The 14,972-nt window shown below is 71.8% G+C and carries 14 protein-coding genes; 11 read left to right on the top strand and 3 right to left on the bottom strand.

Annotated elements, in window-relative coordinates; translation table 11 throughout:
* A partial coding sequence (locus tag JHN45_RS12855; protein WP_201049113.1) for an MBL fold metallo-hydrolase occupies window positions 1-259 on the bottom strand: 259 nt, incomplete at its 3' end.
* A gap of 173 nt (window positions 260-432) precedes the next feature.
* Here JHN45_RS12855 and hrcA point away from each other — a divergent pair.
* The 10 genes from hrcA (at window position 433) to JHN45_RS12805 (ending at window position 11,306) form a co-directional block, all read left to right on the top strand.
* Window positions 433-1,449 (top strand): heat-inducible transcriptional repressor HrcA, encoded by a 1,017-nt coding sequence (gene hrcA / locus JHN45_RS12850; protein WP_200713968.1) that lies wholly within the window; start codon window positions 433-435, stop codon window positions 1,447-1,449.
* Window positions 1,450-2,583 carry a molecular chaperone DnaJ gene (gene dnaJ, locus JHN45_RS12845; protein WP_200713969.1) on the top strand — a complete coding sequence of 378 codons (1,134 nt, stop codon included), beginning with the start codon at window positions 1,450-1,452 and terminating at the stop codon, window positions 2,581-2,583. It abuts the gene before it with no gap.
* 111 nt (window positions 2,584-2,694) lie between these two features.
* Entirely contained in the window at window positions 2,695-3,771 is a 1,077-nt protein-coding gene (locus JHN45_RS12840; RefSeq protein ID WP_200713970.1) for a nitronate monooxygenase, read from the top strand.
* Window positions 3,768-4,526, top strand: a complete 759-nt coding sequence (locus JHN45_RS12835; RefSeq protein ID WP_200713971.1) for a 16S rRNA (uracil(1498)-N(3))-methyltransferase — start codon at window positions 3,768-3,770, stop codon at window positions 4,524-4,526. Before JHN45_RS12840 ends, JHN45_RS12835 begins: the two co-directional genes overlap by 4 nt.
* A 27-nt stretch (window positions 4,527-4,553) precedes the next feature.
* The gene (locus tag JHN45_RS12830) at window positions 4,554-4,946 is read left to right on the top strand and encodes a VOC family protein (RefSeq protein WP_200713972.1); all 393 of its coding nucleotides are present in this window, start codon (window positions 4,554-4,556) and stop codon (window positions 4,944-4,946) included.
* A 142-nt stretch (window positions 4,947-5,088) separates the two neighbouring features.
* Window positions 5,089-5,601, top strand: a complete 513-nt coding sequence (locus JHN45_RS12825; protein ID WP_200713975.1) for a hypothetical protein — start codon at window positions 5,089-5,091, stop codon at window positions 5,599-5,601.
* A 70-nt stretch (window positions 5,602-5,671) separates the two neighbouring features.
* A complete protein-coding gene (locus tag JHN45_RS12820) occupies window positions 5,672-8,899 on the top strand; it encodes a S41 family peptidase (protein ID WP_201049112.1) in 3,228 nt (1,075 codons plus the stop codon).
* Window positions 8,900-9,023: 124 nt separating this feature from the next.
* The gene (locus JHN45_RS12815; protein ID WP_200717355.1) at window positions 9,024-9,377 is read left to right on the top strand and encodes a histidine triad nucleotide-binding protein; all 354 of its coding nucleotides are present in this window, start codon (window positions 9,024-9,026) and stop codon (window positions 9,375-9,377) included.
* A gap of 10 nt (window positions 9,378-9,387) precedes the next feature.
* Window positions 9,388-10,293, top strand: a complete 906-nt coding sequence (locus JHN45_RS12810) for a ribonuclease Z (protein ID WP_201049111.1) — start codon at window positions 9,388-9,390, stop codon at window positions 10,291-10,293.
* A gap of 20 nt (window positions 10,294-10,313) precedes the next feature.
* On the top strand, window positions 10,314-11,306 hold the full coding sequence (locus JHN45_RS12805; RefSeq protein ID WP_201049110.1) for an adenosine deaminase: 993 nt from the start codon (window positions 10,314-10,316) through the stop codon (window positions 11,304-11,306).
* Here the strand turns inward: JHN45_RS12805 and JHN45_RS12800 are convergent.
* Window positions 11,270-12,571 (bottom strand): MFS transporter, encoded by a 1,302-nt coding sequence (locus JHN45_RS12800; RefSeq protein ID WP_201049109.1) that lies wholly within the window; start codon window positions 12,569-12,571, stop codon window positions 11,270-11,272. The two genes, JHN45_RS12805 and JHN45_RS12800, sit on opposite strands and share 37 nt — an antisense overlap.
* Window positions 12,572-12,981: 410 nt before the next feature.
* Between JHN45_RS12800 and JHN45_RS12795 the strand changes: the two genes are divergently transcribed.
* Window positions 12,982-14,169 carry a serine hydrolase gene (locus tag JHN45_RS12795; protein WP_201049108.1) on the top strand — a complete coding sequence of 396 codons (1,188 nt, stop codon included), beginning with the start codon at window positions 12,982-12,984 and terminating at the stop codon, window positions 14,167-14,169.
* Window positions 14,170-14,187: 18 nt separating this feature from the next.
* Here JHN45_RS12795 and JHN45_RS12790 read toward each other — a convergent pair whose 3' ends face one another.
* A complete protein-coding gene (locus JHN45_RS12790) occupies window positions 14,188-14,970 on the bottom strand; it encodes an IclR family transcriptional regulator (protein WP_200712898.1) in 783 nt (260 codons plus the stop codon).
* Window positions 14,971-14,972: the final 2 nt, after the last annotated feature.

The following is a 14,972-nucleotide window of genomic DNA, read 5'->3' as shown; positions in this document are numbered from 1 at the left end:
CCCCCGCGAACACCGCAGCCCCGAAGACATGGTCGAAATGGAGGTGGGTGAGCGCGAGAAGCGGCACGCGCCGCCCGGCGAGCGCCTGCGCCTGCCCGCGCAACCGCGCGCCCTCCGCCAGACTCGACCCCGCGTCGATCAGCAGCGCCGAGTCCCCGCCGATCACCAGCCCGACCGTGCAGTCCCAGCCAGGCAGCCGGCACCGGCCCACCCCGGCGGCCAGCCGCTCCCACCCCGCCTCTTCCCAAGTCACCGTCATACGGCGACGCTAACGGTGAGGGCACCAGGGATTGACATCGGTGGGACCGGCCTTGCCCGGGGTGTACCTCACGGCCGTACACTGGGCCGGGGAACGCTGGCACTCACGCGCACAGAGTGCCAGGAAAGGGCAGCCCGGCAACAAAACGGCGACCAGAACTGGAGGTGTGCGCGATGCTCAGCGAACGCAGGCTTCAGGTGCTGCGCGCCATCGTCCAGGACTATGTGGGCACCGAGGAGCCGGTGGGCTCCAAGGCGCTCACCGAGCGGCACAGCCTCGGCGTGTCCCCGGCGACCGTGCGCAACGACATGGCGGCCCTGGAGGACGAGGGGTACATCGCCCAGCCGCACACCAGTGCCGGGCGCATCCCCACGGACAAGGGCTACCGCCTCTTCGTCGACAAGCTCGCGGGCGTCAAGCCGATGACCGGCCCCGAGCGCAAGGCCATCCAGAACTTCCTCGACGGCGCGGTCGACCTCGACGACGTCGTGGGCCGTACGGTCCGGCTGCTGGCGCAGCTCACCCGGCAGGTCGCCGTCGTCCAGTACCCCTCGCTGACCCGCTCGACCGTCCGCCACGTGGAGCTGCTGTCGCTGGCCCCCGCGCGCGTGATGCTCGTGCTGATCACCGACACCGGGCGGGTCGAGCAGCGCATGGTGGACTGCCCGGCGCCCTTCGGGGAGTCCTCGCTCGCGGATCTACGCGCGCGGCTCAACAGCCGGATCGCCGGCCGCCGCTTCGCGGACGTACCGCAGCTCGTGCAGGATCTGCCGGACGCCTTCGAGAACGAGGACCGCGGCACGGTCGCGACGGTGCTCTCCACCCTTCTGGAGACCCTCGTCGAGGAGACCGAGGAGCGGCTGATGATCGGCGGCACCGCCAATCTCACCCGCTTCGGACATGACTTTCCCCTCACCATCCGCCCCATCCTGGAAGCCCTGGAGGAGCAGGTCGTCCTCCTCAAGTTGCTTGGTGAGGCGGGGGATTCGGGCATGACCGTACGGATCGGTCACGAGAACGCCTACGAGGGACTCAACTCCACTTCCGTGGTGTCGGTCGGCTACGGTTCGGGCGGCGAGGCAGTCGCCAAGCTCGGCGTGGTCGGACCGACCCGCATGGATTACCCGGGAACGATGGGAGCGGTACGCGCAGTGGCACGGTACGTCGGACAGATCCTGGCGGAGTCCTAAGTGGCCACGGACTACTACGCCGTTCTCGGCGTGCGTCGCGACGCGTCGCAGGATGAGATCAAGAAGGCCTTCCGCCGGCTCGCGCGCGAGCTGCACCCGGACGTGAATCCGGACCCGAAGACCCAGGAGCGCTTCAAGGAGATCAACGCCGCCTACGAGGTGCTCTCGGACCCGCAGAAGAAGCAGGTCTACGACCTCGGCGGCGACCCCCTCTCGCAGGCGGGCGGCGCGGGCGCGGGCTTCGGCGCGGGCGGCTTCGGGAACTTCTCGGACATCATGGACGCGTTCTTCGGCACGGCGTCGCAGCGCGGACCGCGCTCGCGCACCCGCCGCGGCCAGGACGCCATGATCCGGCTGGAGATCGAGCTCGACGAGGCGGCCTTCGGCACCACGAAGGACATCCAGGTCGACACGGCCGTCGTCTGCAACACCTGCAACGGCGAGGGCGCCGCCCCCGGCACCTCCGCCCAGACCTGCGACATGTGCCGCGGTCGCGGTGAGGTGTCGCAGGTGACCCGGTCCTTCCTGGGCCAGGTCATGACGTCCCGCCCCTGCCCCCAGTGCCAGGGCTTCGGCACCGTCGTGCCGACGCCGTGCCCGGAGTGCGCCGGCGACGGCCGCGTCCGCTCGCGGCGCACCCTCACGGTGAAGATCCCGGCCGGTGTGGACAACGGCACGCGGATCCAGCTCGCGGGCGAGGGCGAGGTCGGCCCCGGCGGCGGCCCCGCCGGTGACCTGTACGTCGAGATCCACGAGCTGCCGCACGCGATGTTCCAGCGCCGCGGCGACGACCTGCACTGCACGGTCACGCTCCCCATGACGGCCGCGTCCCTGGGCACGAAGGTGCCGTTGGAGACGCTGGACGGCATGGAGGAGGTCGACATCCGCCCGGGCACCCAGTCCGGCCAGTCGATCCCGCTGCACGGCAGGGGCATCACACATCTGCGCGGCGGCGGCCGGGGCGACCTCATCGTGCATGTCGAGGTCACCACCCCGACCAAGCTCGACGTGGAGCAGGAACGCCTCCTGCGGGAGCTGGCGAAACTGCGCGGCGAGGAGCGCCCCATGGGGACGTTCCAGCCCGGGCAGCAGGGCCTGTTCTCGCGCCTGAAGGACGCCTTCAACGGCCGCTGAACCGATCGTCGAACAGGTCGTCGAACCGGTCTCCGCCCGGGCATGCAGCTGGCCTATGCCGGGCGGAAGGCCGGATTCGGACTTGTTCGGAGGACGTGACAACATGCCGTCATGTCCTCCGCACTGACCGATCTCTTCCCTCATCCGATCGTGCAGGCCCCGATGGCGGGCGGTGTCTCCGTCCCGCAGCTCGCCGCGGCCGTGTCCGAGGCCGGCGGGCTGGGATTCCTCGCCGCCGGGTACAAAACGGCCGACGGCATGTACCAGGAGATCAAGCAGCTGCGGAGCCTGACGTCCCGCCCCTTCGGCGTGAACCTCTTCATGCCGCAGCCGGAGTACGCGGACAAGGCGGCGGTCGACGTGTACGCCCACCAGCTGGCCGGCGAGGCCACCTGGTACGACACGGAACTCGGCGACCCGGACAGCGGCCGCGAGGACGGCTACGACGCGAAGCTGTCCGTGCTGCTCGACAACCCGGTGTCCTTCGCCTCCTTCCACTTCGGTGTCCCCACCCGTGAGGTGCTGGACTCGCTGCGCCGGGCCGGCACCTTCACCCTCGTCACCGCCACCACCGCCGAGGAGGCCCTCGCCGTGGAGCGGGCCGGCGCCGACGCGGTGATCGCACAGGGCGTCGAGGCCGGCGGCCACCAGGGCACCCACCGCGACCTCCCGGAGAACGACGGCTCCGGCATCGGACTGCTCTCCCTGGTCGCCCAGATCCGCGAGACCGTGAGCCTCCCGATCGTCGCCGCCGGCGGTCTGATGCGCGGCAGCCAGATCGCCGCCGCCCTCGCGGCGGGCGCGAGCGCGGCCCAGCTCGGCACGGCGTTCCTCGCCACCCCGGAGTCCGCGGCGAACGCCGTGCACAAGCAGGCACTGACCAACCCCCTTTTCACACGTACCGAGTTGACCCGCGCGTTCTCCGGCCGCCCGGCCCGCGGCCTGGTCAACCGCTTCATGCGCGAGCACGGCCCGTACGCGCCGGCCGCGTACCCCGAGGTCCACCACCTGACCTCCCCGCTCCGCAAGCAGGCCGCCGCGGCCGGCGACGCGCAGGGCATGGCGCTGTGGGCCGGCCAGGGCCACCGCATGGCGCGCGAGCTGCCCGCCGGCCAGCTGGTCGAGGTCCTGGTCGCCGAACTGACCTCCGCCCGGACAGCGTTGTCCGCCGGGGGTGACCTCCGATGACGGCTCCGGTGTTCATTCTCGACCCCCTGGTCCTGCCGGACTTCTGCGGCGGCGAGTACGTCCTCGACGGCCCCGAGGGGCGGCACGCGGTCTCCGTACGGCGGATGCGGGCCGGCGAGGACGTCGTCCTCACCGACGGACGCGGCCGGTGGATGGAGGGTGTCGTCAAGGCGGCCGAGGGCAAGGACCGGCTCGTCGTCATGGACCTGGAGTCCGTCAGCGAGGAGCCCGAGCCGCAGCCCCGCATCACCGTCGTCCAGGCCCTCCCCAAGGGCGACCGCGGCGAACTGGCCGTGGAGACGATGACCGAGACCGGGGTCGACGCCATCGTCCCCTGGGCGGCCTCCCGTTGCATCACGCAGTGGAAGGGCGAGCGCGGCCTGAAGGCCCTCGCGAAGTGGCGGGCCACCGCGCGCGAGGCCGGCAAGCAGTCCCGCCGGCTGCGCTTCCCGGTGGTCGCGGACGCGGCAACGACCAAGCAGGTTGCGGCACTTCTGGCCAAAGCCGACTTCGCCGCCGTCCTCCACGAGGACCGCGAGTACAGCAGCGAGCCGCTGGCCACCGCCGAACTCCCCACCGAGGGCGAGATCGTGCTGGTCGTGGGCCCCGAAGGCGGCGTCTCGCCCGAGGAGTTGGCCCTCTTCGAGGAGGCCGGGGCGAAGGCCTATCGGCTCGGGCGCAGCGTGCTGCGCACATCGACCGCCGGGACAGCGGCCACGGCCCTGCTCCTGGGACGCACCGGACGCTGGTCCTGAACCACAGGAACCACAGGGGAGACCACCGTGGAACTCGCCCAAGTGAGGCTGCTCGTCACCGACTTCGCCGCCTGCTACCGCTTCTATGCCGAAGTCCTCGGCCTGAAGCCGCAGTCGGGGGCGGCCGAGGGACCGTACGAGAAGTTCAGCCCGACGGTCGGGTCGGCCGGGATCGCCCTTCAGGACCGGGCGATGATGGCCCAAGTCCTCGGTGAACTGGGGGAGTCGGTGACCGGGCACCGCTCGCTGGTGGTGCTGCGGGTCGACGACCTGGACGCGTACTGCGCGCAGATCACCGACCGGGGAGCGACCCTCCTCCACGGCCCGGCGCCGATGACGGACCGCATGCGGGTCGCGCATCTCAAGGACCCCGAGGGCAATGTGGTGGAGCTTCAGGAGTGGCTGCTGCTCCGGGGCTGACGATCGTGCGCCGGTGACCGCGCCCCCGGCGCACGGGTGGCCGTATGCGCTCTTCCGTGTGCGCCCCGACGGTGGCAGGCTGCCGTCCATGGGGGCGTTGAGGCAGAACTGGCGTCGGCCCCGCGGACGGCGGGTGGCCGCCGTGGCGGGGCTCGCGATGGTGTCCGTGGGCGGGGTCGTCGCGTGCCAGCCCGGTGATCTCAGCGCGGCGACCGTCGCGTACACCACCGACAAGACGGCGACCGCGGAGCTCAAGCGGGACCATGTGGGCGTCCGTTATCTGACCTGCACGGGCAACTACGGCAGCGGCAACAAGGCCTACACGCCCGGGAGGACGCCCTCGCCGACCGAGTCCACCGTCGTCTCCGTGGACTGCCAGGGGCAGACGAACGACAACCGGGACATCACCGTCACCGGCAAGGTCACCCGGGCCGTCGACGGCGCCTGTGTTCGCGGCGACCTGGTCGGCAAGGTGGGCGGCAAGCAGGTGTTCCACGTGACCGGGCTCGGCGACTGCAACGCGGCGACACCCTCCTCCGTGGTCAACCCGAACCCGAGCCTCACCTACGGCCCCGGACCGACCGTCACCGTCACGGTCACCAAGACCATGTGGTGCAAGGGCGATCCGACCTGCTGGCCCGTGGAGGGCAAGTGAGGGCCCTTCCATAGCGGGCAAGTGATCCAAACCGCTGTCCTCACAGGCCGCCGCTGCATACGCTGATCAGGTGACTCAGCCCTCAGCGTCCGCAGCCCAGGCCGGTCCTCAGGCCTATCTCCGCTTCCCGCACCTGCACGGCGAGTTGATCGCCTTCACCGCCGAGGACGACGTGTGGCTGGCCCCCCTCGACGGCGGCCGGGCCTGGCGGGTCAGCGCCGAGAACGTGCCGGTGACCCACCCGCGCATCTCGCCCGACGGCACCACCGTCGCCTGGACCTCCACCCGGGACGGCGCCCCCGAGGTGCACATCGCCCCGGTCGACGGCGGACCCGCCAAACGCCTCACGCACTGGGGCAGTTCACGCACCCAGGTGCGCGGCTGGACGGCGGACGGACAGGTCCTAGCGCTGAGCACCCACGGCCAGGCGAACCTCCGCCGCAGCTGGGCCCGCACGATCCCGCTGGACGGCGGACCGGCAACCACCCTTCCGTACGGGCCCGTTGGCGATGTCGCCGTAGGTCCCGCCGCCACCGTCCTGCTCTCCGCCCCGATGGGCCGCGAGGCCGCCTGGTGGAAGCGCTACCGGGGCGGCACGGCGGGCAAGTTGTGGATCGACCGCGAGGGTGCCGGCGAATTCACGCGCCTGCACGAGGAGTTGGACGGCAACATCGAGTACCCGGTGTGGTCGGGGGAGAGGATCGCGTTCCTCTCCGACCACGAGGGCACCGGAGCCCTCTACTCCTCCCTCGCCGACGGCACCGACCTCCGCCGCCACACCCCCCTCGACGGTTTCTACGCCCGGCACGCGTCCGGTGACGGCACCCGGATCACCTACTCCTCCGCCGGTGAACTCTGGCTCCTCGACGACCTGGACGGTGCCGAACCGCGCCGCCTCGACATCCGGCTCGGCGGACAGCGCACCGACCAGCAGCCCTTCCCGGTGTCCGCCGCCCGCTGGTTCGCCTCCGCGTCGCCCGACCACACCGCCCGTGGCAGCGCCGTCGCGGTCCGCGGCACCGTCCACTGGATCACCCACCGCGCCGGTCCCGCCCGCGCCCTCGCCGCCACCCCCGGCGTACGCGCCCGGCTGCCCCACACCTTCCGCGTCGACGGCGAGGAATGGGTCGTGTGGGTGACGGACGCGGAGGGCGACGACGCCCTGGAGTTCGCCCCCGCCACCGGCCTCGCCCCCGGCGCCACCCCGCGCCGCATCGCCGCCGGACAGCTCGGCCGCGTCCTCGCGCTCACCGTCGCCCCCGACGGCAGCCGCGTCGCCGTCGCCTCGCACGACGGCCGCGTCCTCCTCATCGAGCGCGAGACCGGCGAGGTCCGCGAGGTCGACCGCAGCGAGAACGGCGACGCCTCCGGCCTCTCCTTCTCACCCGACTCCGCCTGGCTCGCCTGGTCGCACCCCGGCCCGCGCCCGCTGCGCCAGCTCAAGCTCGCCAACACCACCGACCTCTCGGTCACCGAGGCCACCCCGCTCCGCTTCCAGGACTACGCCCCCGCCTTCACCCTCGACGGCAAGCACCTGGTCTTCCTCTCCACCCGCTCCTTCGACCCGGTCTACGACGAGCACGTCTTCGACCTCGCCTTCGTGGTCGGCGACCGCCCGCACCTGATCACCCTCGCCGCCACCACCCCGTCCCCCTTCGGACCCCAGCGCCACGGCCGCCCCTTCGAGACCCCCGACAAGGACGAGACCCCCGACAGCGAGGGCCGCCCCACCACCCGCGTCGACCTCGAAGGCCTCGCCGACCGCATCGTCCCGTTCCCCGTCGAGGCCGGCCGCTACTCCAACCTGCGCGCCGCCAAGGACGGCGTCCTGTGGCTGCGCCACCCCGTGCAGGGCGTCCTCGGCGCCACCCGCGCGACCCCCGAAGACCCGGACCCCAAAACCGAGTTGGAGCGCTACGACCTCGCCCAGCAGCGCATCGAGCACCTCGCGGGGGACGCCGAACACTTCGAGGTCAGCGGCGACGGCAAACGTGTCCTGCTGCGCACCGACCACAAACTGCGGGTCGTCCCGAGCGACCGCCGCGCCGCCTCCGAGGACGACGACAGCGACTCGAACATCAACGTCGACCTCTCCCGCATCCGCCAGACCGTCGACCCGGCCGCCGAATGGCGCCAGATGTTCGACGAGAACGGCCGCATCATGCGCGACAACTTCTGGCGCCCCGACATGAGCGGCGTCGACTGGAACGGCGTCCTCGACCGCTACCGCCCGCTCCTCGACCGCGTCGCCACCCACGACGACCTCGTCGACCTCCTCTGGGAGGTGCACGGCGAACTCGGCACCTCGCACGCCTACGTCACCCCGCGCGGCGGCTACGGCAACGGCGAACGCCAGGGTCTCCTCGGCGCCGACATCTCCCGTCACGAGGACGGCAGTTGGCGCATCGACCGCGTCCTGCCCTCCGAGACCTCCGACCCGGCCGCCCGCGCCCCGCTCGCCGCACCGGGCGTGGCCGTCCGCGCGGGCGACGCGATCCTCGCGGTGGCCGGCCGACCGGTCGACCCCGTCACCGGACCGGCCCCCCTCCTCGTAGGCACCGCGGGCAAACCCATCGAGCTGACCATCTCCCCGGCCGGCGGCGGAGACCCCCGCCACGCGGTGGTCGTCCCCCTCGCGGACGAGGAACCCCTCTACTACCACGCCTGGGTCGCCGACCGCCGCGCCTACGTCCACGAGCGGTCCGGCGGCCGCCTCGGCTACCTCCACGTCCCCGACATGCAGGCCCCCGGCTGGGCCCAGATCCACCGCGACCTCCGCGTGGAGGTGGCCCGCGAGGGCCTGGTGGTCGACGTCCGCTACAACCGGGGCGGCCACACCTCCCAGCTGGTGGTCGAGAAACTCGCCCGCCGCATCGTCGGCTGGGACCTACCGCGCGGCATGCGCCCGTACAGCTACCCCGAGGACGCCCCTCGCGGCCCGGTCGTAGCCGTGGCCAACGAGTTCTCGGGCTCGGACGGCGACATCGTCAACGCGGCGATCAAGGCGCTGGGCATCGGCCCGGTGGTCGGCACGCGCACGTGGGGCGGGGTCATCGGCATCGACAGCCGCTACCGCCTGGTCGACGGCACACTCGTCACCCAGCCCAAGTACGCGTTCTGGCTTGAGGGTTATGGGTGGGGGGTGGAGAACCACGGGGTGGATCCCGACGTGGAGGTGGTGCAGAGGCCTCAGGATTATGCGGCGGGCAGGGACACCCAGCTGGACGAGGCAATCCGCCTGGCGTTGGAAGCACTGGAGACCAGTCCGGCCAAAACTCCGCCCACTTTGCAGAGTTAAGGGGCGCGGGGCTGTATCGATGTGCGGCTCCGCCGCGTGGGCGCGCCCGGCCCCCACGCACCCGCACTCAACGACGATACGATGCCCCGCGTAAAGCACAGCCCACGCCTCGGAGGGATCCCACATGTCAGGGGAACCGCAGGACGACTGCCTGTTCTGCAAGATCGTCGAGGGCCACATCCCGGCAACGATCGTCCGTGAAACGGACACCACCGTCGCGTTCCGGGACATCAACCCCCAGGCCCCGACCCACGTCCTGGTGATCCCCCGCGTGCACTACCCCGACGCCGCCGCCCTCGCCGCCGCCGAACCGACGATCGCCGCCGACGTCCTCCGCGAGGCCGGCGAGGTCGCGGCGGACGAGAAGCTCGACAGCTACCGCGTCATCTTCAACACGGGCACCGGCGTGGGCCAGACCGTGTTCCACGCCCACGCCCACGTCATGGGCGGCCGCGGCATGCAGTGGCCGCCCGGATAACCAACGCGCCATGTCCGTACGCGAATTGGTGGTCCTCGGCACCGCCAGCCAGGTCCCCACCCGCCACCGCAACCACAACGGCTACCTCCTCCGCTGGGACGGCGAGGGCATCCTCTTCGACCCGGGCGAGGGCACCCAGCGCCAGATGCTGCGCGCCGGGGTCGCCGCGCACGACCTCAACCGGATCTGCGTCACGCACTTCCACGGCGACCACTCCCTGGGCCTCGCGGGCGTCATCCAGCGCATCAACCTGGACCGTGTCCCGCACGAGATCACCGCGCACTACCCGCTCTCGGGCCAGCGATTCTTCGACCGCCTGCGCTACGCCACGGCGTACCGCGAGACGGTCGGCATCACGGAGTCCCCGGTGGCGGCGGACGGAGTGATCGCCACCACGGGGAACTACACCCTGGAGACCCGCAAGCTCTCCCACCCCGTCGAGTCCTACGGCTACCGCCTCACCGAACCCGACGGCCGCCGTATGCTCCCCGACCGCCTCGCCGCGCACGGCATCAAGGGCCCGGACGTGGGCCGCATCCAGCGCGAGGGCACGGTCGACGGCGTCTCGCTGGACGAGGTCAGCGAGGTACGGCACGGCCAGCGTTTCGCGTTCGTCATGGACACCCGCCTCTGCGACGGAGTGCACGCCCTCGCGGAGGGCTGCGACCTGCTGGTGATCGAGTCGACGTTCCTGGACGAGGACGAGCAACTCGCCGTGGACCATGGCCACTTGACCGCCGGGCAGGCGGCCCGGGTGGCACGGGACGCCGGCGTCCGCCACCTCGTCCTCACCCACTTCAGCCAGCGCTACTCCGAGCCGGAGGAGTTCGAGCGGCAGGCGCGGGCCGCCGGCTTCGAGGGGGAGCTGACCGTGGCGCACGATCTACTCAGGGTGCCGGTTCCGAAACGGCGATAAAACACCCGTACGATACTTCGATGCCCATTCCCAAAGCCGAACTGCACCTGCACATCGAAGGCACCCTCGAACCCGAGCTGGCGTTCGCCCTCGCCGCCCGCAACGGCGTCGAGCTGCCGTACGCGGACACCGAGGAACTCCGCAAGGCGTACCTCTTCGAGGATCTCCAGTCCTTCCTGAACCTCTACTACGAGCTGATGGCCGTCCTGCGCACCGAGCAGGACTTCGAGGACCTCGCCGACGCCTATCTCGCCCGCGCCGCCGCCCAGGGCGTACGGCACGCGGAGATCTTCTTCGACCCGCAGGCGCACCTCGCACGGGGTGTGGACATGGGCACGGTCGTCGAGGGCCTGTGGCGGGCGCTGGGGCACAGCGAGCGGAACCACGGCATCTCGACCCGGCTGATCATGTGCTTCCTCCGCGACGAGTCCGCCGACTCGGCCATGGAGACACTGGACGCGGCGAAGCCGTACCTCCACCGGATCACCGGCATCGGCCTCGACTCGGCCGAGGTCGGCCACCCGCCGGTGAAGTTCCGCGAGGTCTACGAGGCCGCCGCCGCGCTGGGTCTACGACGGGTCGCGCACGCCGGTGAGGAGGGCCCGCCGGCCTACATCACCGAGGCGCTGGACGTCCTCGGCGTCGAGCGCGTCGACCACGGGCTGCGCTGCATGGAGGACGCGGAACTGGTCGCCCGCCTGGTCCGGGACCGTATCCCGCTGACCCTCTGCCCGCTCTCGAACGTCCGGCTCCGCGCGGTCGACGTCCTCGCCGAGCACCCGCTGCCCGCCATGCTCGACGCGGGCCTGCTCTGCACGGTCAACTCCGACGACCCGGCGTACTTCGGCGGGTACGCGGGCGACAACTTCGACGCGGTTCGCTCGGCGCTGGGCCTGAGCGAGGACCGGTTGCGGGAGTTGGCGCGGAACTCATTCGTCGCGTCCTTCCTGGAGGACGACGAGGAGCTGCGGGCTCGTTATGTGGCCGAGGTGGAGGCGTACGAGTTCTCGTAGGCGGGTGGTGTTGAGGCTGCGGGCCGGTGGGGGCTGGTCGCGCCCCGCGGCGGAGCCGCATGTCGATACAGCCCCGCGCCCCTGAGGGGGCGCGACAGCGGGGCCTCGACAGAGATCTCGACGATCGATTGCGGCAGGTGTCGCCGACCGGAGTGCACCGCTACCGCCGTCATCGGTACCGCGATCACCACCAGCCCCGCCGCGAGGATCACCCCCATCGCCGGGAACCCCGCCCCCGCCGACAGCACACTCCCCGTCAGCGGTCCCGCCGCCGTCCCCATGGACGAGGCCGAGCCGACCAGTACCGCCCAACGCCCGCGCGGGTCAAGGGAGGCGGCGAGGCCGAGGACGTAGGACAGGACGATCGGGTAGAGGGTGTTCCAGGCGATCTCGCCGGTCGCGAAGGTCCGCAGGTCGTGCGCGGACGCGCTGAGCACGATGCAGCCCGCGATGAGCGCCGTACCCGCGCCGATCGGTACCGCGCGCCCCAGCCGGGAGCCGAGTGCGCCCGCGCCGACGACACCGACGAGCCCGGTGCCGAGCGCGATCGCGAAGACCGCGCCGACGGTGACCTCGGAGAGATGCGCCTGGGTGATGCCGATGCGTCCGCTGACGCCCCAGAGGGAGTTCTGCGCGAGGGACCAGCACAGCAGGGTGGCGGCGAGGACCAGTCCGGCCCGGCGGTGGGGGAGTCCGGCGGCCTCCACGCGCGCGTGCCCCGTCGTCGTACGCACCGGGAGGCGGCCGGTCAGCGGCCATACGGCGAGTGCGGTCAGGGCGATCGCGGCGAGCGGCTGGCCGTGGCCCGCGCCGAGGTGCGGGACGGTCAGATAGACGGCGCCCGCGAGCGCCGACACGCACAACAGGCCGAGCGTGGAAGCGCGGTGGGGGTCCCGCTCGGCGGCGATGCCGGACGCGGCGACCGTGGTGGCCGTACCCGATCCGAAGCCGCCGACGACCGCGCCCGCGATGACCGCGGGGACGGCGTGCGTGAGGGCGGCGGAGCCGTAGCCGAGGACGGCCAGGGCGAGGCCGATGCGGGCGAGGGTGCGCGGGCCGATCCGTTCGACGCGCGAGGCGAGCAGAAAGCCCGCCGCGGCCGAACTCAGCAGCAGCGCGCTGCCGACGGCACCGGCCTGTGTGGCCGACAGCGGAAGTCCGGCGTCGAGGCGGCCGACGGTGGTGGGCAGGAGGTAGGGGGCGAGATACCCGGCCGTGAAAAGGGCGACGAGGGGCCAGGGCGTGGTGGTGCTGCGGGCGGACACGGGCGTTCCCAGGGCATGCGAAAGAAGCGGCTCAAGCAGGGGAGGGGCGACGACCGTCGACGGACAGGAACGCGCGGGCAATTTGTATCAAGCACGTGGTTGGGGAAAGAAGGGCGGGGGGTGTGATGTGGGGCACGTTGTGTTTGGGGTGGGGGGTGCCGGGTAGACGCGCGCCCAATTTCCCGTGCCGACGGGTGCCGGCGGGTACCGACGCGCTCAGTCCGCTTCCTGAGCGACGGAACCGCTATGCATCGCCCGGGTACGGCTGAGAGCATCGGACGCGCACCGCTCGAACTCCAGATCGTGCCGACGGCCTTCCCGGACTCTCGAAGGAGCATGAAGTGCGTCTGAATGTGTGTGTCGGACGGCGCCCGCGGCGGGCGGGGTTACGGGCGATAGCGACAGTCGCGGTGTCCGCGGCCCTCGTCGTGCCCCTCGCCGCGACCCCGTCGAGTGCGACCGCGGTCCACGGGAGCGCGGCGGTACGACAGGACGGCACCGCGGAGAGACGCGCTCAACTGCTGGAGCTGGCGCGGCAGTTGGTGGACGAAGGAGTGCCCGGGGTGACCGTGCGGGTGGACGACGGTCACGGCAGGCCCCTCGAGATCTCCGAGCAGGCCGCCTGGACGAGGAAGGACCACCGGCTCGGCGTGGACGACGAGGTGCGGGAAGCGTCCAACACCAAGACGGTGATGGCCACCCTCGTCCTGCAACTGGTCGCCGAGCACCGGCTCGCCCTCACCGACCCGGTCGAGAAGTGGCTGCCCGGCCAGGTGCGCAACGGCAGGGCGATCACCCTGCGCATGCTGCTCAACCACACCAGCGGGTTGTTCGACTACACCGACGACCCCGCCCTCGTACCGGCCCTCACCGGCCAGGACCCCCACGTGTGGACGTCGGGGGAAATCCTGAGCCTGGTGCGCGGGCACCCGGCACTGTTCGAGCCCGGCACCGAGTGGTCGTACAGCAACACCAACTACATCGCGATCGGCGCCGTCCTGGAGAGGGCCACCGGCAAGAGCCTCGCGACGCTGGTGCGGGACCGGATCGCCGGACCCCTGGGGCTCCGGCACACCTTCTACGCCACCGGTCCCGCCTGGCGCGACCGGCACGCGCACGGTTACGAACCCGACGCCGCCCACATGCCGGCGAACGTCCCCGAGGAGTTCAGGAACTACGCCGGACCGCAGCACGACGACCATGTGGACGTCACCGGCGACTACGTCACGGCCGACGGAGCGGATGCCGCGGTCGTGTCCACCGCCGGTGACTGGTCCCGTTTCTACGGCGCGCTGATGTCGGGCCGCCTGCTGCCCGCCGCCCAACTGGCCGAGATGCGCACCACCGTGCCGGAGATCGGGCCGGACGACCCGGACGAACTCGGCTACGGGCTCGGCATCGAGACGGCGAAGACCGCCTGCGGCACGGTCTGGGACCACGTCGGCATCGTCCCGGGCTACGCGACCTACAACGTCACCGACTCCACCGGCCGTCGCACGGCCTCCTTCTTCTTCGCCACGTCCACGCTTCCCACCAGGCAGGCGCACCAGACCGGCGCGGCCCTGATGGACGCGCTCAACTGCGCCCTCTTCGACTGACCGGAGCGGTACCCACCGCTAACGCCAGTGGACCGCCCCGCCGGCCGCGGGCGCCGTCGCCTCGATCTTCGCCCTGACCTCCCGCATCACGGCGACGATCCGCCCCTCGTGCTCCGGCGTGAGCCGGACCACCGGCACCGAGCAACTGATCGCGTCCAGCGGCGGGTTGTCGTAGCGCAGCGCGAAGCCGAAGCCGACGATCCCGAGGACGCCCTCCTCGCGGTCGACCGAGTAGCCGCGGGCGCGGACCGCCGCGAGGTCGGCGGCCAACGCCTCCCGCGAGGTGTGCGTGTTGGGCGTGGCCGCTTCGTACGGCCCGTCGGGCAACTCCGCGTCGTCCCGTTCCGCGAGCAGCGCCTTGCCGAGGGCGCCGACATGCGCGGGCAGCCGCCGCCCCACCCGGCTGATGGTCCGCAGGTACTCGTGCGACTCCCGCGTCGCGAGATAGGCGACGTCCCGCCCGTCGAGCCGCCCGAGGTGGATCGTCTCGCCGAGCGCCTGGGACGCCTCGTCGAGATACGGCCGTACGGTCCGCACGCGCGGGTCGGAGTCCAGATAGCTGGTGCCGGTGAGCAGGGCGTGGATGCCGATGCCGTAGAGCGAGCCGGTGCTGTCGGTGCGGACCCAGCCGTGCGCGATCAGGGTCTGGAGGAGGGCGTACATCGAGCTGCGCGGGACGCCCAGCTCGTCGGCGAGTTCCTGGAGGCGCGCGGGACGGTCGCCGCGCGCGGCGAGCAGTTCGAGCAGCTCGACCGTGCGGGCGGCGGACTTCACCTCGCGGACGCCACCGGGCTCTGACATGG

Source organism: Streptomyces sp. MBT53, assembly GCF_016654115.1.
GTDB lineage: Bacteria > Actinomycetota > Actinomycetes > Streptomycetales > Streptomycetaceae > Streptomyces.
Note: the sequence above shows the minus strand (reverse complement) of the source record. Positions and strands in the feature narration are given on the sequence as shown.

Coding starts and splice junctions, on each gene's coding strand:
- hrcA (WP_200713968.1), top strand. CDS start 433: ATGCTCAGCGAACGCAGGCTTCAGGTGCTGCGCGCCATCGTCCAGGAC.
- JHN45_RS12840 (WP_200713970.1), top strand. CDS start 2,695: ATGTCCTCCGCACTGACCGATCTCTTCCCTCATCCGATCGTGCAGGCC.
- JHN45_RS12835 (WP_200713971.1), top strand. CDS start 3,768: ATGACGGCTCCGGTGTTCATTCTCGACCCCCTGGTCCTGCCGGACTTC.
- JHN45_RS12815 (WP_200717355.1), top strand. CDS start 9,024: ATGTCAGGGGAACCGCAGGACGACTGCCTGTTCTGCAAGATCGTCGAG.
- JHN45_RS12810 (WP_201049111.1), top strand. CDS start 9,388: ATGTCCGTACGCGAATTGGTGGTCCTCGGCACCGCCAGCCAGGTCCCC.
- JHN45_RS12805 (WP_201049110.1), top strand. CDS start 10,314: ATGCCCATTCCCAAAGCCGAACTGCACCTGCACATCGAAGGCACCCTC.
- JHN45_RS12790 (WP_200712898.1), bottom strand. CDS start 14,970: ATGTCAGAGCCCGGTGGCGTCCGCGAGGTGAAGTCCGCCGCCCGCACG.